Source organism: Arthrobacter sp. ERGS1:01, assembly GCF_001281315.1.
Classification (GTDB): Bacteria; Actinomycetota; Actinomycetes; order Actinomycetales; family Micrococcaceae; genus Specibacter.
On sequence record NZ_CP012479.1, the window covers coordinates 3431880 to 3450316 of the forward strand.

At 67.5% G+C, this 18437-nt stretch carries 16 protein-coding genes; 3 read left to right on the forward strand and 13 right to left on the reverse strand.

Annotated features, from left to right (window positions below):
• Window positions 1–89: 89 nt before the first annotated feature.
• The 3 genes from AL755_RS24190 to AL755_RS19475 form a co-directional block, all read right to left on the reverse strand.
• Window positions 90–1013 carry a hypothetical protein gene (locus AL755_RS24190; protein ID WP_054012419.1) on the reverse strand — a complete coding sequence of 308 codons (924 nt, stop codon included), beginning with the start codon at window positions 1011–1013 and terminating at the stop codon, window positions 90–92.
• 5 nt (window positions 1014–1018) lie between these two features.
• Window positions 1019–1444 carry a hypothetical protein gene (locus tag AL755_RS19470; RefSeq protein ID WP_150117186.1) on the reverse strand — a complete coding sequence of 142 codons (426 nt, stop codon included), beginning with the start codon at window positions 1442–1444 and terminating at the stop codon, window positions 1019–1021.
• A gap of 170 nt (window positions 1445–1614) precedes the next feature.
• Window positions 1615–2226, reverse strand: a complete 612-nt coding sequence (locus tag AL755_RS19475) for a TetR/AcrR family transcriptional regulator (RefSeq protein WP_054012421.1) — start codon at window positions 2224–2226, stop codon at window positions 1615–1617.
• Window positions 2227–2365: 139 nt separating this feature from the next.
• Here AL755_RS19475 and AL755_RS19480 point away from each other — a divergent pair, with 139 nt between their 5' ends.
• From AL755_RS19480 to AL755_RS19490, 3 genes are read left to right on the forward strand one after another with little or no spacing between them, the layout of a single operon-like run.
• A complete protein-coding gene (locus tag AL755_RS19480) occupies window positions 2366–3508 on the forward strand; it encodes a nitrilase-related carbon-nitrogen hydrolase (protein WP_237762553.1) in 1143 nt (380 codons plus the stop codon).
• Window positions 3405–4388: an agmatine deiminase family protein gene (locus tag AL755_RS19485; protein ID WP_237762554.1), complete on the forward strand. Its 984-nt coding sequence runs from the start codon at window positions 3405–3407 to the stop codon at window positions 4386–4388. Before AL755_RS19480 ends, AL755_RS19485 begins: the two co-directional genes overlap by 104 nt.
• A gap of 12 nt (window positions 4389–4400) precedes the next feature.
• Window positions 4401–5951, forward strand: a complete 1551-nt coding sequence (locus tag AL755_RS19490) for an APC family permease (RefSeq protein WP_054012423.1) — start codon at window positions 4401–4403, stop codon at window positions 5949–5951.
• Between the two features lie 77 nt (window positions 5952–6028).
• Here AL755_RS19490 and AL755_RS19495 read toward each other — a convergent pair whose 3' ends face one another.
• The 10 genes from AL755_RS19495 to AL755_RS19540 all read right to left on the reverse strand — a co-directional run bounded on the left by AL755_RS19495 (window position 6029) and on the right by AL755_RS19540 (window position 18428).
• Window positions 6029–7507 (reverse strand): FAD-dependent oxidoreductase, encoded by a 1479-nt coding sequence (locus AL755_RS19495; protein WP_054012424.1) that lies wholly within the window; start codon window positions 7505–7507, stop codon window positions 6029–6031.
• A 38-nt stretch (window positions 7508–7545) separates the two neighbouring features.
• Window positions 7546–8817 carry a uroporphyrinogen-III C-methyltransferase gene (gene cobA / locus AL755_RS19500; protein WP_054012425.1) on the reverse strand — a complete coding sequence of 424 codons (1272 nt, stop codon included), beginning with the start codon at window positions 8815–8817 and terminating at the stop codon, window positions 7546–7548.
• A 245-nt stretch (window positions 8818–9062) separates the two neighbouring features.
• Window positions 9063–9959: an ABC transporter permease gene (locus AL755_RS19505; protein WP_054012426.1), complete on the reverse strand. Its 897-nt coding sequence runs from the start codon at window positions 9957–9959 to the stop codon at window positions 9063–9065.
• Window positions 9952–10755 (reverse strand): ABC transporter ATP-binding protein, encoded by an 804-nt coding sequence (locus AL755_RS19510; RefSeq protein WP_082369433.1) that lies wholly within the window; start codon window positions 10753–10755, stop codon window positions 9952–9954. The genes AL755_RS19505 and AL755_RS19510 overlap by 8 nt, the downstream gene beginning before the upstream one ends.
• A complete protein-coding gene (locus AL755_RS19515; RefSeq protein ID WP_054012427.1) occupies window positions 10752–11909 on the reverse strand; it encodes an ABC transporter substrate-binding protein in 1158 nt (385 codons plus the stop codon). Before AL755_RS19515 ends, AL755_RS19510 begins: the two co-directional genes overlap by 4 nt.
• Before the next feature lie 241 nt (window positions 11910–12150).
• A complete protein-coding gene (locus AL755_RS19520; protein ID WP_054012428.1) occupies window positions 12151–13170 on the reverse strand; it encodes a GTP pyrophosphokinase in 1020 nt (339 codons plus the stop codon).
• A gap of 272 nt (window positions 13171–13442) precedes the next feature.
• Entirely contained in the window at window positions 13443–14834 is a 1392-nt protein-coding gene (locus tag AL755_RS19525; protein WP_054012429.1) for a sulfate adenylyltransferase subunit 1, read from the reverse strand.
• Window positions 14834–15853: a sulfate adenylyltransferase subunit CysD gene (gene cysD, locus AL755_RS19530; RefSeq protein WP_237762556.1), complete on the reverse strand. Its 1020-nt coding sequence runs from the start codon at window positions 15851–15853 to the stop codon at window positions 14834–14836. The genes AL755_RS19525 and cysD overlap by 1 nt, the downstream gene beginning before the upstream one ends.
• Window positions 15850–16668, reverse strand: a complete 819-nt coding sequence (locus AL755_RS19535; protein WP_082369435.1) for a phosphoadenylyl-sulfate reductase — start codon at window positions 16666–16668, stop codon at window positions 15850–15852. Before AL755_RS19535 ends, cysD begins: the two co-directional genes overlap by 4 nt.
• On the reverse strand, window positions 16665–18428 hold the full coding sequence (locus AL755_RS19540; protein ID WP_054012430.1) for a nitrite/sulfite reductase: 1764 nt from the start codon (window positions 18426–18428) through the stop codon (window positions 16665–16667). The genes AL755_RS19535 and AL755_RS19540 overlap by 4 nt, the downstream gene beginning before the upstream one ends.
• Between the last annotated feature and the right edge of the window lie 9 nt (window positions 18429–18437).

Below are 18437 nucleotides of genomic sequence, written 5' to 3' on the forward strand. Positions count from 1 at the left end.
CTGAAAAGTCTTTTTGACCTGGTTTGCGGTTGCAAATGCCAGGAAATACCGGGGGCCGTTTTCCCTTGGACGGGGCGGCCGGCGGTCAACTAGTCAGGGCTCGAGCCCGGGTCCGAGGGCATGGAGGCAGGCAGGGCCCAGTCGACGTCCCACAACGGCGCACCGTGCGCTGCCATGCGCAAAGACAAGGGGAAGAATTCATCGGCGGCCGCGAATCCGGCTGACCCGCCCGCTCCGCCGGAAGACATGCTTGCTGAGGCCGCCGTCGCCGCGCTCGTGATGACGGCGGGAGGACAGGGACCCACGGCGGAATCGCCCGTGGCTGCGGCACAGGCGGCGCTCGCACCGCCGGAGCCCGGGAGCGTCATGGCCGCGAATACCGGGTGTCCTGTTGCGGGTGCCGAGGACTCCTGCAGGAGCCTGGCGGCAAAGAGCGCCGACGCCGAATTCGCTTCGGCCTGGGAGTCTGACTGGGAGAAGTTGTACAGGGTCCGGGCGGCGGCCGCCGAGGCGCCGCTTGCCTTGTGCCCCGAAGCGACTGCCTGCTGCGGGTCCGCTACTGAACTGCCGTCATGGGCTCCCGGGACGGGCGCACCGGGCACGACTACGCCGGGAGCTGTGGTTCCCGTCGCCGGGGGTTCCGAATGGTTTCCGCCCGGTGTTCCAGGGGTCACCGGCGTGCCCGGGGTTCCGGGGCCGGTCGGGGTGCCCGGATTTCCCGGGTTTGACGGCGTGCCGGGTGTTGACGGGGTTCCTGGGTCGGTAGGGGTGCCCGGCGTTCCGGGGTTTGACGGATTTCCCGGATTTCCGGGGTTGCCGGGATTTCCGGGGTTGCCCGGCAGGACGCCGTCGACCACTCCGCCAACGACTCCACCGACCACGCCGTCAACGACTCCGGTGACGCCGTCGGTCACGCCGCCGACGACGGGATTGAGGGTGTCGGTGACCGGGGCGAGGACCGCGGTGACGGGTTTGGTGACCTGATCCACGGCACCCAGGACGGGCGTCGTCACGGAAGTTACCGTGGTGAGTACGGGGCCACCACCTGGTTGGTGATGTTCTGCACGGGTGTTGAGACAGCCCCAACAACCGGGCCAACGACGGGAAGGGAGGCTACCGAGCCTTCGACCTTGTCCGTCACGTTTGTCACGGGTGTGGTGATCTTGGAAACCGTGTCGCTTCCCACCAGGTCCTTGACCACGGGAACCTGGGACACCGTGGTGTCGACCAGCTTGACGACCGGGTTGAGCAGGCCCGAAATGAGGCCCTTTCCGCCGGAAGCGGCCGGGGAGGATGAGGAAGAGTTGGGGTTCGACGAGGCGGCAAAGGCACCCGTCGATCCCAGAACCAGGAAGGCTGCGGCGATCAAGGCGGCTCCGAGGGAGAGCCGGACGGCACGGAGAATGGGCGTGGTGCCCAACGACGAATTTTCGTCATTGTCCACTGCCTTCACCCCACCCAAGGACTGCGTGTGACGGGCGCGCTTGAGGAACGCCAGTCTGAGACCGCCATGCGCCCAAAACAGGCGCAATGACCTTTTTCCAGCGTACGTCCGCTCCGCGAGAACCGCCAGAGTCTGATTAAATTTTCTGCAATATTTCGGACGGGGCACGGCTAGGCCGCTGCGCGCTCCAGGCCGGCCATGATCAGGTCCAGCCCAAACAGGAAAGCTTCGTCGGCGCGGTGCTCCCGGCCCAAACCGGCGTCAAGGGCCGCCCGCAGCGATGCGGAGGCCTTGGCTCCCGGGTCCCACACCTCCTCCGGCGCCGCAACATCCAGGGCCGAGCCCAGCACGTAGTTGTCCAGCACGGTGATTGCCTCCAGGATGCGCCGGGGCCCGAACCCGGCCTCGGCAAACCGCTCCGCCAGCACGTTGTACATGCCGATCGTGGTCTCGTCCCGTACCGAGTAGGCGGTCAGAAGCGGGATCAACCGGGGGTGCCGCGAATAGGAATTGCGGTACTGCACCGCGATGTCGCGAATGGCCGCGGCCCAGTGCGGCTCGCCCTCCGAGGCGCCCGCCACGTCGACCGCCGCCACCGCCTGCCCGCGCATGAGCTCGATGATGTCAGCCTTGCCGCTGATGTGGTTGTACAGCGAGGACGGGCTGACCCGAAGCCGCTTGGCCAGGGCGGGCAACGTGAACTCGCCCTGGGCATCCACCATGGCCAGGGCGGCCTCGGCGATGATCACGGGGGAAAGCTTCGGAGACAACGGTCGGGCCATGACGGGTTCCTTCCAAACAACGATTCCCCCAAGGATAACGAACAATATTCGTTTAACCCTTGCGCTCACGTCGACGTTGCTCCCATAATAAACGAATGACATTCGTTTTATGTGATTCCGATCTCTCCAAGGAGCAGTCATGCTGGAACTGACAGCCTTCAATCCGCCCGCCTCCTGGGCCCGCACGCAAGAAACCGGACGCGCCCCGCTGCGCGCAGCCCTGGTGCAGCACCGCTGGCAGGCCGTTCCGGACGCCGTGCGCACCGAACTCCGCGAGGGCATCTCCCGCGCCGCCACCCTTGGCGCTACCGCTGTGTTCCTGCCGGAGCTCACGCTGTCCCGCTACCCCGCGGACACCCTGCCCGAGGGCGCCCCCAACGCGACGGCCGAGGACCTGCTCACGGGCCCCACCTTCGCCTTTGCCGCGCAGGCCGCCCGCGACTTCGGCATCACGGTCCATGCGTCCCTGTTCCAGCGCGCCGACGCCGGGGACGGACTGGGCCTGAACACGGCCATCCTGGTCTCCCCCGACGGCGAGCTGCTGGCCCGGACGCACAAACTGCACATTCCGCGCACCGACGGCTACTTCGAGGACAAGTACTTCCGCCCCGGCCCCAATGCCGCGGACGCCTACCAGGTCCACGCACCCGGGGAACTGCACGGCGCCCGGCTGGGCATGCCGACCTGCTGGGATGAATGGTTCCCCGAGGTGGCCCGCATGTATTCGCTGGGCGGGGCGGAACTGCTGGTCTACCCCACGGCCATCGGCTCCGAGCCCTCCTTCCCCGACTTCGACACGCAGTCGTTATGGCAGCAGGTGATCGTGGGCAACGGCATCGCCAACGGCCTGTTCATGGTGGTCCCGAACCGCTGGGGCAACGAAGGCAACGTGGACTTCTACGGCTCCTCGTTCATCTCCGATCCCTACGGGCGCATCCTCGTCCAGGCCCCGCGCGACGAATCCGCCGTTTTGGTGGCCGACCTCGACCTTGCCCAGCGCGCCGACTGGCTGGAGCTGTTCCCGTTCCTGGCCACCCGCCGCCCCGAAACGTACGGCCGGCTCACCGCTCCCGTCGACGCCGCGCACCCCTACGGCGACCCGCAGTGGCAACCACCGGACAGGCACGCTGATGGGCTGGGTCATGCCGGCCGAAACCGCTCCGCAGTCCCGGATCTGGATGGCCTTCCCGCCCGGCGGCTATGCCCTCGGCGACACCGAGGAGGAGGCCCACGCCGCCCGCAGCTGCTGGGCCGCCGTGGCCAACGCCGCCGTCGAATTTGAACCGGTCACCATGATCGTGGCGCCCGACGACGTCGAGATCGCCGCCCGCTACCTCTCACCCGAGGTGCAGGTGAAGGTGGCACCGCTGGACGACGCCTGGATGCGCGACATTGGCCCCACCTTCGTCATGAAGGACGACGGCGGCGAGCCGCGCCTGGGTGCCGTGAACTGGGTATTCAACGGTTGGGGCGCCCAGGATTGGGCCACCTGGGGCAAGGACTCGCTCATTGGTGCAGCCGTTGGCGGATTCGCCGGCGTCGACGTCATCGATTCCCCCTTGGTCAATGAGGGTGGCGGCATCCAGGTGGACGGCGAGGGAACGGTCCTGGTCACCGAGACCGTGCAGCTGGATCCCTTCCGCAACCCGGGGATGTCCAAGGCGGAGGTGGAGGCCGAGCTGGCCCGCACCATCGGCGCCACCAAGGTGATTTGGCTGCCGCGCGGCCTGGCCCGGGACGCGGAACGCTTTGGCACCCGCGGCCACGTCGATATTGTGGCGGCGATCCCGAGCCCGGGCACGCTCCTGGTCCACCGGCAAAACAATCCGGCCCACCCCGACTTCGAGATCACCAAAACCATCATCGACTTCCTGGCAGGCGCCACCGACGCCGCCGGCCGGAACTGGACCATCATCGAGGTCCCCGCCCCTGAAGCCATTTCCGACGACGAGGGATTTGTCGATTACAGCTACATCAACCACCTGGTGGTCAACGGCGGCGTGATCGCCTGCAGCTTCGATGACCCCATGGATGACAAGGCCCTGCAAATCCTCGCCGACGCCTACCCGGGCCGCCGGGTGGTCAGCGTTGACGCCCGCGAACTCTTCGCCCGCGGCGGCGGCATCCACTGCATCACGCAGCAACAACCCCGGCTCCTCTAGAAAGGCTCTCCCATGAGTCAGAACCGCACACTCACCGCGCCCCCGGCCGGCCAGGGGACGACGACGTCCCCCGGCGGCAAGGGCCTGGCCGCCGGCCAGCTCGGCCTGCTGGCCGTCGTCGTCATCGGCATCTCCACCATCGCGCCGGCCTATGTGCTCACGAGTACGCTGGGCCCCACGGTCCAGGCCATCGGCACCCACCTGCCCGCCATCTTCATCGTCGGTTTCATCCCCATGTTCATGGTGGCGCTCGGCTACAAGGAACTCAACGCCGACTCCCCCGACAGCGGCACCACGTTCACCTGGGTGACGAAAGCGTTCGGCCCGTTCGTGGGCTGGATGGGCGGCTGGGGGCTGCTGGCCGCGAACATCATCGTGCTCTCCAACCTGGCCGGCGTGGCCGTGGACTTCTTCTATCTGTTCCTTTCGCAGCTGACCGGCCAGGGGTGGATTGCCGGGATCGCCGACAACAAGCCCGTCAACGTCCTGACCTGCCTGGTATTTGTGGCACTCGCCGTCTGGGTGTCCAGCCGCGGCGTGAAAACCACCAAGAGCGTGCAATACCTGCTGGTCGGCTTCCAGCTGGTGGTGCTCGCCTGGTTCGTGATCAGCGCGTTCTCCAAGATCTCCCAGGGCCACGCCCCCAGCGGGATCCCCTTCAACTGGGACTGGTTCAACCCGTTCAGCATTGGCAGTTTCTCCGCATTCGCGGCCGGGTTGTCGCTGTCCATCTTCTCCTTCTGGGGTTGGGACCTGTGCCTGACCATGAGCGAGGAAACCTCCAACTCGAAGAAGACCTCGGGGCTCGCCGCAACCATCGTGGCCGTCGCCATCCTGGTCATCTACCTGCTGGGTTCGGTGGCAACCGTCATGTTCGCCGGCGTCGGGAACACCGGAATCGGCCTGACCAACCCGGCCATCGCCGAGAACGTCTTCACGGCCATCGCAAGCCCGGTCATGGGCCCGTTCGCGATCCTGTTGTCCCTGGCCGTGCTCTCCAGCTGCGGCGCCTCACTCCAATCCACGTTCGTCTCGCCGGCACGCGGCCTGCTGGCCATGGGCTACTACAAGGCCCTGCCGCAGCGATTTGCCAAGGTCAACCCGCGATTCCAGTCCCCCGTGTTCGCCACGGTGGTGGCGGGCGTTGTCTCCGCCGGCTTCTACGCCATGATGCGGTTCCTCAGCGATAACGTCCTCAACGACACCATCCAGGCGCTCGGCCTGATGATCTGCTTCTACTACGGGATCACGGCGCTGGCCTGCGTCTGGTACTTCCGGCACTCCTTGTTCAAGAGCGTGCGGAACTTCTTCTTCCGGCTCGTGTTCCCGCTGCTGGGCGGCATCGGCCTGAGCGTCGTGTTCCTGCAGACCGCGGTGGACAGCTGGAACCCTTCCTTTGGCAGCGGCTCGCAACTGTTCGGCGTCGGGCTGGTGTTCGTGATCGGCGTGGGCATCATCCTGCTCGGCCTGGTGGTCATGGCCGTGGTCTACAAGAAGATGCCCGGCTTCTTCCGGGGTGAAACGCTCAAGAAGGACACCCCCGCACTCGTGGTCCCGGAGTAGCCTGACCTTCCGCCCGGGAAGCAAAAAGTACGGCCCGCCTGAGCGGGCCGTACTTTTTTGCGCCTTGTGCTGCGCTGTTAGCGCAGGACTCCGGCGCTGCGGGAAACGCTGACCATTTCCTCGCGGGAAACCACCTTGACGCGCTCACGGGCCACGGGGCCCGCCTCGGTGGCCGCCGCGCCCAGCGCCTTTTCATGGGCGTCCAGCTCGTTCCAGCCCTCCCAGGACGTGAATTCCACGCCGCGGGATTCCAGCAGTGCGCCAATGGCGTCGGCTGCGGGCACGACGGCGGCGGGCAGTTCCGTGCGGTCGGCCAGCAGGTGCGTGATGGTTTCCAGGGCGTCGCCCTTGGTGTGGCCGATCAGGCCCACGGGTCCGCGCTTGATCCAGCCCGTCGCGTACACGCCGGGCACCTGGGTGCCGTCGGCGCCCAGCACGCGGCCGCCGTCGTTCGTGACGACGCCGCGGCGGTGGTCAAAGTCGACATCCGGCAGGGCCGAGCCGAAGTAGCCCACGGAACGGTAGACGGCCTGGACGGGGTAGTCGATGAATTCGCCGGTGCCGCGGGCGTTGCCGGTGCCGTCGAGTTCGTTGCGCTCAAACTTGATGCCCGTGACCTTGCCATCCTCGCCGGTGATTTCCACGGGGTTGTGCAGGAAGTGCAGGTGCAGGCGGCGCGAGGCTCCCGTGGTGGGATCGGCGGCGTCGTCGTCCTGCTCCACGAGCCAGTTGGTCAGCGTGCCCACCATGGTCTTGATCTGGTTGTTGGTCTTGACGGCCTCGTCGGAGGCGTCGTCGAAGTCGAAGTCCTCCTCGTACAGGACGATGTCCACGTCGCGGGAGTGGCTGAGTTCGCGCAATTCCAGCGGGGTGAACTTCACCTGGGCCGGGCCGCGGCGGCCAAAGATGTGCACGTCCGTTACCGGAGATTCCTTGAGCCCGGCGTAGACGTTGTCCGGGATCTCGGTGACGAGCAAATCGTCGGCGTGCTTGGACAGCACGCGGGCCACGTCCAGGGCCACGTTGCCGTTGCCGATCACCGCGATTTCCTTGGCCGTCAGCGGCCACTCGCGGGGGACATCCGGGTGTCCGTCGTACCAGGACACGAAGTCAGCGCCGCCGTAGGAACCGTCGAGCTCGATGCCCGGGATGTTCAGGTCCGCGTCCTTGATGGCACCCGTCGCGAAAATGACGGCGTCGTAGTGGGTCTGCAGGTCCTCAAGGGAAAGGTCGGTGCCGTAGTCCACGTTGCCGAAGAAGCGGATGTCGCCACGGTCCAACACCTTGTGGAGGGCGTTCACGATGCCCTTGATGCGCGGGTGGTCGGGGGCCACGCCGTAACGGATCAAGCCGTACGGGGCGGGGTAGCGGTCAAAGAGGTCGATGCCCAGGACCAGCCCGTCGCGCACTTCCTCGCTCTTGGTCAGCATGTCCGCGGCGTAGACGCCGGCCGGGCCGGAACCGATGATGGCAATGCGCAGGGGGCGTTCCGCGGTGCCTCGGGCGGCGGTGCTCTCGACGGACTCAGGGGTGTTTGCTGACACGGCTGTGCTCATTTCTTTGCGTAATAAGGAAAAAGGTCTATGTGCTAATTCTAGGAGATGCTGCGCAGGGTTTCCCGCGTGCCGTAATTGGCGGTGGCCAGTTCCGGCGGTGCCAGCGGGCTCACCCGCACCACGTCGCCGACGACGACGACCGCCGGGTTGCGCACCCGGGCCGCCTGGGCCTGGGCGACGATGGTGCCCAGCGTGCCGATCGTGACGCGCTGGTCCGCACCGTAGCCGTTCTCGATGATGGCCACGGGGCAGTCCGCGCCGCGGCCGGCGGCCTCGAGGATGGGCATGGAACGGTTGAGCGTCCCCACGCCCATGAGGAGCACCACGGTGTGGTCGCTGCCGGCGGGCACGGCGTCGAGCTCCTCGTGTCCGCTGATCATGGTGAAGGCCTTGGCCAGTCCGCGGTGCGTGACGGGGATGCCGGCGGCTGCCGGAACGCTGACGGCACTGGTCACGCCGGGAACCACCTCGACGTCCACGCCGTTTTCGCGGCAGGCGATGGCTTCCTCGCCCCCGCGGCCCAAAACATAGGGGTCCCCGCCCTTCAGGCGCACCACGCGGTTGCCCGCTTGGGCCTCGCGGACCAGGATCTCGTTGATCTCGGATTGCGGCACGGGATGGTGGCCCGGCGTCTTGCCCACTTCGATGATCTTGACGTCCTCGCCCAGGCCAGCCAGGAGCCCGCGCGGGCCAAGTCGGTCGGCAACCACGACGTCGGCCTCGGCCAGCAGCCGCCGGCCGCGCACCGTGATGAGGTCCTCGGCACCCGGTCCGCCACCGACCAGGGCAACCCGGCCGCGCCGGCCTTCCGCCTGTGGGCCCCGGTCCTGGCCCTTCCGGAAGCGGCGCAGCGGCAGTTCGCCGGTTTCCAGCGAGGCGGCAACGGCGTTGCGGATGGCCACGGCGCGCCGCGGGTCCCCTCCGGCATTGACGGCGATCGTGACGTCTTCGAATGTGGCGACGGCGGGGGTCCAGGCTGCGGACTCGGCGGCGTCGGAATGGTTGACGCACCAGACGCGCTGTGCCTCGGCGTCGGCCGCCACCCGGGCATCGACATCGGAGTCGCCGCTGGCCGCTACGGCGAACCAGGCGTGGTCCATGTCGGTGCTGCGGTACTCGCGCTCCTGCCAGCTGAGCAGGGCAACAAGATCGCGGGCGGAGTCCTCAAGCACGGGGGCCACCAGCGTGACCTGCGCGCCGGCGTCGAGCAATGCCCTGGCGCGACGGGCCGCCACCTTGCCGCCGCCCACCACCAGGGCGGGGCGGCCAAGGAGCCGCAGTGTTGTGGGGAAAAGATCAGCTATTGCCATGGATTGACCTTAGGGAAGATGACGGGGGCCGCTCAATAAAGACGAAACACCAGTTCACGCGGCGTCACGCAAGGAAACATTCGGTGGCGCGCGAAAGGTCTCGACAGGCTCGACCACCGTTGCGCCAGCTCGACCACCGTTGATCGAGCTTGCCGTCCGTTGATCGAGCTTGCCGTCCGTTGATCGAGCTTGCCGTCCGTTGATCGAGCTTGCTGTCCTTTGATCGATCTTGTCGAGATCCGGCGTCAGCGGGTGCTGCCGGCGAGCAGACCCCGGCCGCGCAGCAGGCGCTTTTCCACGGGCGCGAACACGAGCAGTTCCACGGCGATCCCCACGAACAGGATGGTCAGGATCGCGGACATGACGATGCCCATGTCGGCGAGTTGGCGCCCTTGTTCGAGCAGGGAACCCAGGCCGAAACCGAGGGTGCCGCCCATGGCGATGATCTCGGCCGCCATGAGGGAGCGCCAGGAAAACGCCCAGCCTTGTTTCAGCCCGGCCACGTAGCCCGGCAGGGCGGCGGGCAGCACCACGTGGACGGCCATTTCCCAGCGGGAGGCGCCCAGCACGTGGCCAACGCGGCGGTACTGCGGCGGGATCTGGTCCACGCCGGCGATGAGGCCGTTGATGATGGAGGGGATGGCGCCCATGAGCACCACGAAGTAGACGGTGGCGTCGGTGAGGCCGAACCAGATGATGGCGGCCGGCACCCAGGCGACGGACGGGAGCACCTGGAGCCCGGAGATGAGGGGGCCGAACGCGCGGCGCAGCACCTTGACCTGGGACAGCAGCAGCCCGATCGGGGTGGCCACGATGACGCTGATGGCGAAGCCGATGACGCCGCGCTGCAGCGAGGTGCCCACGGCCTGCTGGACTGTGCCGTCGCTCCACAGCGAACCCAGCGAGCCCAGGACGTCGAGCGGTCCGGGCACCAGGTCGCGGCGGCGCAGGCCCAGGGAGACATAGAACTGCCAGGCCAGCAGCAGCACCACGAACGCGGCCACGGGCAGCAGCACGCGGGAGTAGTCAAAGCGCCGGCGTTCCTGGAGGTCCGATTGCAGGGAATCGAGCCCGGCTTCCAGGGAGCGGATCTCTTCGGGGCTGCCGCTTTTCAGCGCCGGGGCGGTCACGGTCTCAGGCATGTTTGCGGATCTCCTCGCGCAATCGGGTGGTGATGACGGCCGTCAGCTCGCCGGCCGCGGAGGCGTCGGTGCGGTGCGCGTCCGAGACGTCCCACTCCGCCACGACCCGCCCGGGCCGGGACGAAAGCAGCAGCACGCGCTGGCCCAGCCGCACGGCCTCGCGCACATTGTGGGTCACGAAGATGATGGTGCGGCCGGTTTCCTTCCACACCCGTTCCAGCTCGTCGTGCAGCAGGTCGCGGGTGATGGCGTCCAGGGCCGCGAAGGGCTCGTCCATGAGCAGCAGCTGCCGATCCTGAGCGAGCGACCTCGCCAGGGCAACGCGCTGGCGCATGCCGCCGGAAAGCTCGTGCGGACGCTTGTCGGCGGAATGGCCCAGCCGCACCAGCTCCAGCAGTTCATTGGCCCGGGCGCGCCGGTCGGCCTTGCCCACGCCGCGCAGCTTGAGCGCCAGTTCGATGTTGCCGCGGGCGCTGAGCCAGGGGAACAGCGCCGAGTCCTGGAACATGAACGCGGCGCCGTCCGCCGGCACCTCGAGGGCGCCGGCGGACGGGGTGTCGAGCCCGGCAATGATGTTCAGCAGCGAGGACTTCCCACAGCCCGAGGCCCCCAGCAGGGCCACGAACTCGCCCTGCCCCACCGTGGCGCTGACGTCCTCCAGCACGGGGGCGCCGGCGCCAAAGCGCTTGCCCACGTTCTCAAGGACGACGGCGGGTGACCCGCCGGCGCTGCCGGCCGGGCCGGCGTCGTGGTTCAGTTCAACGGCGGGCTGGGCGCCCGTGGCAAGCTGCGTCATTCCGTGCCCAATCCCGCGGCCGAGACCGGTGCCTGCCCGGCGGTCTTGAGCGTCGCGTTCAGGGGGGCGAGGTCGAAGAGCCCGGAGATGTCGGCCTGCTTGGTGACTCCCGCCGTGACGCCGTGCTTGAGCAGTTCCGGGAACGTGGAGGCCAGCGGGTCCGCCGTGAAGGAAAGCTCGCTCAGCGAGCGGTCAATGACGTTTTCCGGCAGCGGCTTGCCGGCGTCCTTGGTCAGCCCGGCGTTGATGACCGTGGCGGCCTGGTCCTTGTTCTTGTTGAGCCAGTCGATGGAGTCCACATTGCCCTTGAGCAGGTCCTTGACGGTTTGCGGGTGGGCGTCCAGGTAGGACTTGTTCACAATGAGCACCGTGGTGCTGAACTGCCCCTTGGCCCACAGGTCCGCCTCGTTGACCAGCACCTTGGCGCCGGCCTGGAGCACCAGGCGCGAGGCCCAGGGCTCGGGCAGCCAGGCGCCGTCGAGCTTGCCGTCCTGGAAGAGTTTGAGGGTTTGGGCGTTGTCGGTGGGGTTGATGGTGACGTCGCCGCCGCCGTCGGGCGTCGTCTTGAAGCCCTGCCCGGCCAGCCAGGAACGCAGGGCAACGTCCTGGGTGCCGCCAAGTTGCGGGGTGGCCAGGACCTTTCCGCGCAGCTGGGCGGCCGAGGTGATGGACGGCTTGACCACCAGCTGGGCCCCGCCGCTGGTGGCCCCGGCGATGATCCGGATGGAGGCGCCGTGGCTCTTGACGTAGGAGTTGATGGCCGGATTGGGACCCACGTAGGCGGCGTCGATGGCACCGGCGTTGAGCGCCTCGATGGCCGACGGGCCGGCGTTGAAGGTCTGCGTGGACAACTTCGTGGCGCCCAGGTCCTTGGCGAAGATGCCCTCCTGCAGGCCGGCGATCGCGGGGGCGTGGGTGACGTTCGGGAAGTAGCCGAGCTTGAGCGTGGCGGCCTGGGTGGGTGCCGGGGCGGCAGCGTCGTTGTTGTTGCTCGCGGTTACGGAGGCGACGGCGGCGCCGGCTCCGATCAGGACGACGAGACCGGCGACGGCGACGATTTCGATGGTGCGCAGCTTGCGCTTGGGCTTTTCACCGGCCACGATCCGGGTGGTTTTCAAATTCTGCGACTCGGGGTTTTGCGGGTTTTTCGACATGGCGGAAGGGTCCTTCGGGGGTGATGAGCGGGAGGGCGGTTGCGACTACTGCGGGCAACATCGCGGCATGGACATCCCCGTTCGGGGTGTGCGCTGGCGCCTCATCATGGGCCGGGCCGGGATTCCGGCGGGCTCTGCCAAAGTGGTCATGGGTCAACGGTAAGGAAACCCCGTGGACGCATTCAACGATCCTGACACCCGGGGTCACGCGGGTTCATGCGGCGTCACATAGGGCGCGGTTTCAGGAACCGTTGCGCTCGGTGCGCAGCTTGCGCAGCCGGGAGCGGAGCTTCCCTTCACGGTTGGTGTCGTTGCCGACCGCCTTGGTCGCATCCACATAGGACTCGCCCAAGGATTGGAGCAGGAGGTCGTCTGCCACCCGAACCTGTCCCGGCGAGAACCTGTACCCCATGACGCGGGAGACCTGGTCCGGGTCCACGGAGTTGAACCAGTCCTCGGCCTCGCTGACGGTGTTCACGCCGTTGGCCGCCAAAACGTCCACCATCCAGCCGTACTGGTTGGCCTTGCTGCTGCGGAAGGTGGGGAAGGCCCGTGCCAGCACGCCCCGGAGGGATCCGGCGTCGAGCCGCTGCGCCTCGGCGGCAGGTTCTACGGCGCCCTCGGCCTGCAGGCGCTTGAGGATGTCGTTGATGTTCACGAATTGCTGGTCAGCCAGCTCAATCAGGGTGGAGGCCATGGTGAAGGCGCGGCTGATTTCCGCGTTGCCGCCGCTGGTGCCCTTGAAGCGGATGTCGTGTTCAAATTCGGCCCACGCATGTTGGAGCACCGTGCGGATCTGCACCTCGAAGCGCTGCCCCACCCATTCGCCGCAGCCGTTGGGCGGATTGCCGGCGGGCACTTCCAGTGTCAGGTGCCGGCCCGCGTAGCCAATGCCGCCGTTCTTGCGCATCATGGCGGTCTTGTCTTCGTCATCGTGGCAGGTGAACTGGCTGGTCAGGGCGATGGCGACGGCGTCAATGTCGGTTTCCACGAACAAGATCACGCGGATGCCGATCAGGTCGTCCAGGTGGGTCAGGCCGCCGGGATACTTCAACTGGCCGTTGTCGCAACGCCGCCCGATCTTCTCGAGCGCAGACTTTTCGCTTTTGACCCGGTAGCGGACGTCGTGGTGGTTCAGGCCGTCGTCCTGGAGCCGGCCCACAATAGTGTTCCGGATCGACTCGGCGGCAGCCTTCAGTGCCACGGCCCGGTACGGGACCGCCTCGGCTGCCGGTTGTGAGTTCCCGGCCAACTGGGTCACGATTGCATTGCCCCCTTGTCACGGCGGGCCGCCCTTGCTGCAGCGCCGCACCATGATGCGATTCTCCCACCTTCGGCGCACTTGTCCACCTCGGCGGCCCGGCTGCGCCGCTGCCGGACTGTTCCACGCCGGACTCGTGGCGGGTTTGGCGCACGACAGTGTTCGGCGCGAAAAAAGCCGGCGTTCGCGGTTAAGGACGGCGGTAGACCGCCGGCTTTAACCGCGAACGCCGGCTTTTCCGGTCTCGACAGGCTTGACCACCGAGCGGGGCGCTAGATCACGTAGCGCTCGTCCTCATGGTCGCCAGGGTGGTCCTTGACCAGGCCGGCGGCCAGCGTGTTGCCGTCCTGCGGATCGATCACCAGGAACGCGCCCGTACGGCGGTGCCGTGCGTAGTTCTCCACGGGCAGCGGGGACGCGAGGCGGATCTGGGCGGAGCCGATGTCGTTCAATTCCAAGCCCGACGCCGGTTCCTCGGCGAACGTCGCCAGGTCCAGTTTGCCCGTCACGGCCCGGATCAGGCCCTGGACGGTCTTGCTGCCGTGCTTGATCAGCACCTTGGAACCTTCGCGCAGCGGCTTGACGGACAGCCAGCACAGCTCCGCGTACACGTCCTGGCTGACCTCGCCGAACGTTCCGGTGGCGGCGATGACGTCGCCGCGGGCAATGTCGATCTCCTCGCTCAAGCGCAGCGACACCGACTGCGGCGCCACGGCCTTCTCCAGTGAGCTCCCGGCAAAATCGATCCCGACAACCGTCGCGGTCCGGCCTGACGGCAACACCGTGATCTCCTCCCCCACGGACACCGAGCCCGAGGCGACCTGCCCCGCATAGGCGCGGTAGTCACGGAAGGCGGCACCGGCGTCGTCGGCCAGGGCAAGCTCGGGAGCCAGCGCACCTTGCGGGCGGATCACCAGCTGCACCGGGAAGCGGAACGGCTCCAGGCCGCGCTCCAGCTCATCGGTGGTGGGCAGGGTTTCGAGGATGTCCAGCAGGCTGGGACCCGTGTACCAGGGGGTGTGGGCGGAGCGGTCCACCACGTTGTCACCCTCCAGCGCGGAAACGGGAACCACCAGGACGTCGGTGACGCCGATCTCCGCGGCGACCTTCTGCACGTCTGCCTCAATGGCGCGGAAGACGTCCTCGCTGAAGCCGACCAGGTCGATCTTGTTCACGGCGACCAGCACATTGGGCACCCGCAGCAGGCGCAGCACGGACAGGTGCCGGCGGGTCTGCTCGAGGACGCCCTTGCGGGCATCGATAAGGACGACGACGGCGTCCGCGGTGGACGCACCCGTCACGGTGTTCTTGGTGTACTGCACGTGCCCGGGGCAGTCCGCCAGGATGAAGCTGCGGCGGTCCGTGGCGAAGTAGCGGTACGCGACGTCGATCGTGATGCCCTGCTCGCGTTCGGCGCGCAGGCCGTCCGTCAGGAGCGCAAGGTCGATCTTTTGCGTGCTGCCGTTTTCCCCGCCGAAGCCGCGGTCCGCGGAGGTGCGGGTCACGGCGTCAAGCGTGTCCGCGAGGATGGCCTTGGAGTCGTGCAGCAGCCGGCCCACCAGGGTGGACTTGCCGTCGTCGACGGAACCGGCCGTGGCGAAGCGGAACAGGGTTCCGCCGGTGATTGAGCTTGTCGAAATCGGGTTCTCGGTGATGGTGCTCATTAGAAGTAGCCGTCTTTCTTGCGGTCTTCCATGGCTGCCTCGGAGATGCGGTCATCGGCCCGGGTGGCGCCACGTTCGGTCAGGGTGGAGGCGGCGACTTCGCGGACGACGTCGTGGACGGTGACGGCGTCGGAGGCCACGGCGCCGGTGCAGGACATGTCCCCCACCGTGCGGTAACGGACCTGCTTGACGACGACTTCCTCATCGGGGCGCGGTTCGGACACCGGACCCACTGCGCGCCACATGCCGTCGCGCTCGTAGACCTCGCGGTCGTGGGCGTAGTACAGGCCCGGCAGTTCGACGTTTTCGCGGGCAATGTAGCGCCAGATGTCCAGCTCGGTCCAGTTGCTGATGGGGAACGCCCGCACATGCTGGCCCACCGTGTGGCGGCCGTTGTACAGGTTCCACAATTCGGGGCGCTGGTTGCGCGGATCCCACTGGCCAAACTCGTCACGCAGGGACAGGATGCGCTCCTTGGCGCGGGCCTTGTCCTCGTCGCGGCGGCCGCCACCAAAGACGGCGTCGAACTTGTTCTTGGCAATGGCATCCAGCAACGGCACGGTCTGCAGCGGGTTGCGGGTGCCGTCGGCACGCTCGGCCAGCTCGCCACGGTCGATGAATTCCTGCACGGAGCCCACCTCCAGGCGCAGGCCCAGGCGCTCCACCGTGCGGTCGCGGAACTCGATGACCTCCGGGAAGTTGTGACCGGTGTCCACGTGCAGCACCGGGAACGGCACCTTGCCCGGCCAGAACGCCTTGGTGGCCAGGTGCAGCATGACCACCGAATCCTTGCCGCCGGAGAACAGCAGCGCCGGGCGTTCGAACTCGGCGACGACCTCGCGGATGATGTGGATGGCCTCGGATTCGAGCAGGTCGAGCGAGTTCAGCTCGGCGGTCTCGACGAGGGTCTCGACAGGGGTCTCGACATGGGGCCCCTGTCGCGAGGGGTCCCCGGCCGAGCTTGCGAGGTTGGGGAGCGACTGGGGATCGACCACCGTTTCGGTAATTTGGGTGCTCATACGTGTAGTCCGCATTCTGTCTTGGAGGATCCGGCCCAGCGTCCGGACCTGGGGTCGGCGCCGGGGGCCACTTTCTTGGTGCAGGGTGCGCAGCCGATGGACGGGTAGCCCTGGCTGAGGAGGGGATTGACGGGCAGCAGGTTGTCATCCGAGTAGGTGATCAGCTCGTCGTATGTCCAGGTCGCGACGGGGTTGACCTTGACCAGGCCGTTCTTCTCGTCCCAGGTGACCAGCGGCGTGTTGGTCCGGGTGGGGGCCTCGTCGCGGCGGACGCCGGTGAACCAGAGTTCGTAGCCCTTCAGCGAGCGGGTCAGCGGCTCCACCTTGCGCAGCGCGCAGCACTGGCCGGGGTCGCGGGCAAACAAATCCTTGCCCAGCAGCGAGTCCTGCTCGGCCACGGTGTTCAGCGGCAGCACGTCGACGACGTTCACCCGCAGGTTCTCGGCCACCGCATCCCGCGTCTCATAGGTTTCGGGGAAGTGGTAGCCGGTGTCCAGGAAGAGCACGTCGACGCCGGGAAGCTGGTCGGCGACGAGGGCCGGCAGCACGGCATCGGCCATGGAACAGGCGACGGCGGTTGCCCCGGTCGCGAAGTTCCGTGCCACCCAGGCGATCACGTCCTGCGCGGACGCGTCCCAAGCGAGTTCTGCGGCACCGGATTCGGCGATGGCCTTGAGCTCTTCATGAGTGCGAAGCGGCGGTGATTGAGCTTGTCGAAATCCGGTCTCGACAGGCTCGACCACCGGGGTCTCGACAAGCTCAACCACCGGCTCGGTGGTCGAGCCTGTCGAGACCTCCTGGGGTGTCTTCGTCATTTCAACAGCTCCTCATCGACGCGGTGGGCGAATTCGGCAAACGTCTCGTCGGCGCTGCGGTGGGAGACGTAGCTTCGCACCACACGCTCCACGTAGTCGGGCAGTTCGGACGCGGTGACTTTCAGGCCGCGGATGGTCCGGCCCAGGCCGGCCTCCACCCGGTTGTCGGTGGCCAGCCCGCCGCCCAGGTGGACCTGGAAGCCCGGGGCCGTGCCGCCATCGTCCGTGGGAAGCATCATGCCCTTCAGGCCGATGTCCGCGGTCTGGATGCGGGCGCAGGAGTTGGGGCAGCCGTTGATGTTCAGCGCGATCGGCTGGTTCAGCACGCCGGTGTCCACAAGGTCGGCCAGCCGGGTCTCCAACTCGGAGATGGCCGTCGCCGCGGTGTCCTTCGTGTTCACGATGGCCAGCTTGCAGTACTCGATGCCGGTGCAGGCGATCGTGGAGCGGCGGAACAGCGACGGGCGGGCGGACAGGCCCAGGCCGTCCAGCACGGTGATGAGCGGCTCCACCTGCTCCTTGGGCACGTCGAGGATGACGAGCTTCTGGTGCGGGGTGGTGCGCAGCCGGAACGAGCCGTGGGCTTCCAGGGCGTCGGCCAGGGCGGTCAGGGTGCTGCCGGAAACGCGGCCCACGGTGGGTGTGACGCCGATGAAGAACTTGCCGTCCTTTTGCTCGTGCACGCCGATGTGGTCACCGGGGGACGTGGGCTTGGGGGCCGGTTCGCCGTCGGGCAGCTTGTGGCCCAGGTACTCGTCCTCCAGGATTTGGCGGAACTTGGCGGGGCCCCAGTCGGCCAGCAGGAACTTCAGGCGGGCCTTGGTGCGCATGCGCCGGTAGCCGTAGTCGCGGAAGATGCTCGTGACGCCCAGCCACACCTCGGCGGCCACCTCGGGGCTGACGAATACGCCCAGGCGCTCGGCCAGGCGGGGATTCGTGGAAAGCCCGCCGCCAACCCAGAGGTCGTAACCGGCGCCCAGCTCGGGGTGGATCACGCCCACCAGGGCGAAGTCGTTGATCTCGTGGACCACGTCCTGGGACGGGTGGCCGGTGATGGCGGTCTTGAACTTGCGCGGCAGGTTGGCCAGTTCGGGGTCGCCGATGAACCGGGCACTGACCTCCTTGATCAAGGGGGTGGGATCGATGATCTCGTCCTTGGCGATGCCGGCCACCGGGGAACCGAGGATTACGCGGGGCACGTCACCACAGGCCTCGGTGGTGGACAGGCCCGCAGCCTCGAGCCGGTTCCAGATCTCCGGGACGTCCTCGACCCGCACCCAGTGCAGCTGGACGTTTTGGCGGTCCGTGAGGTCGGCGGTGTCGCGGCCAAAATCGGTGGAGATCTGGCCGATGACGCGCAGCTGCTCGGTGGTCAGGGCGCCGCCGTCGATGCGGACGCGCAGCATGAAGTATTTGTCTTCAAGCTCGTGCGGTTCCAGCGTGGCCGTCTTGCCGCCGTCGATCCCCTGCTTGCGCTGGGTGTACAGCCCCCACCAGCGGAAGCGGCCGTGCAGATCGGTCTTGTCGATGCTGTCGAAACCGCCGTCGGCATAAATCGTCTCAATCCGCTCGCGGACACTCAGGCCGCCGTCTTCCTGCTTCCAGGTTTCGTTGGCGTTCAGCGGGGCGGTGCCGTCGATCTTCCACTGGCCGTGCGGCTTGGCCGCGGGCCGGGTGCGGGCCGGGCGGGCAGGTACGACGGCGGCGGGTACGGTGGCGTCCGCCTCTGCGGTTGCTCCGGCTAGAGCTGTCTGTGTCATGAATCGAGC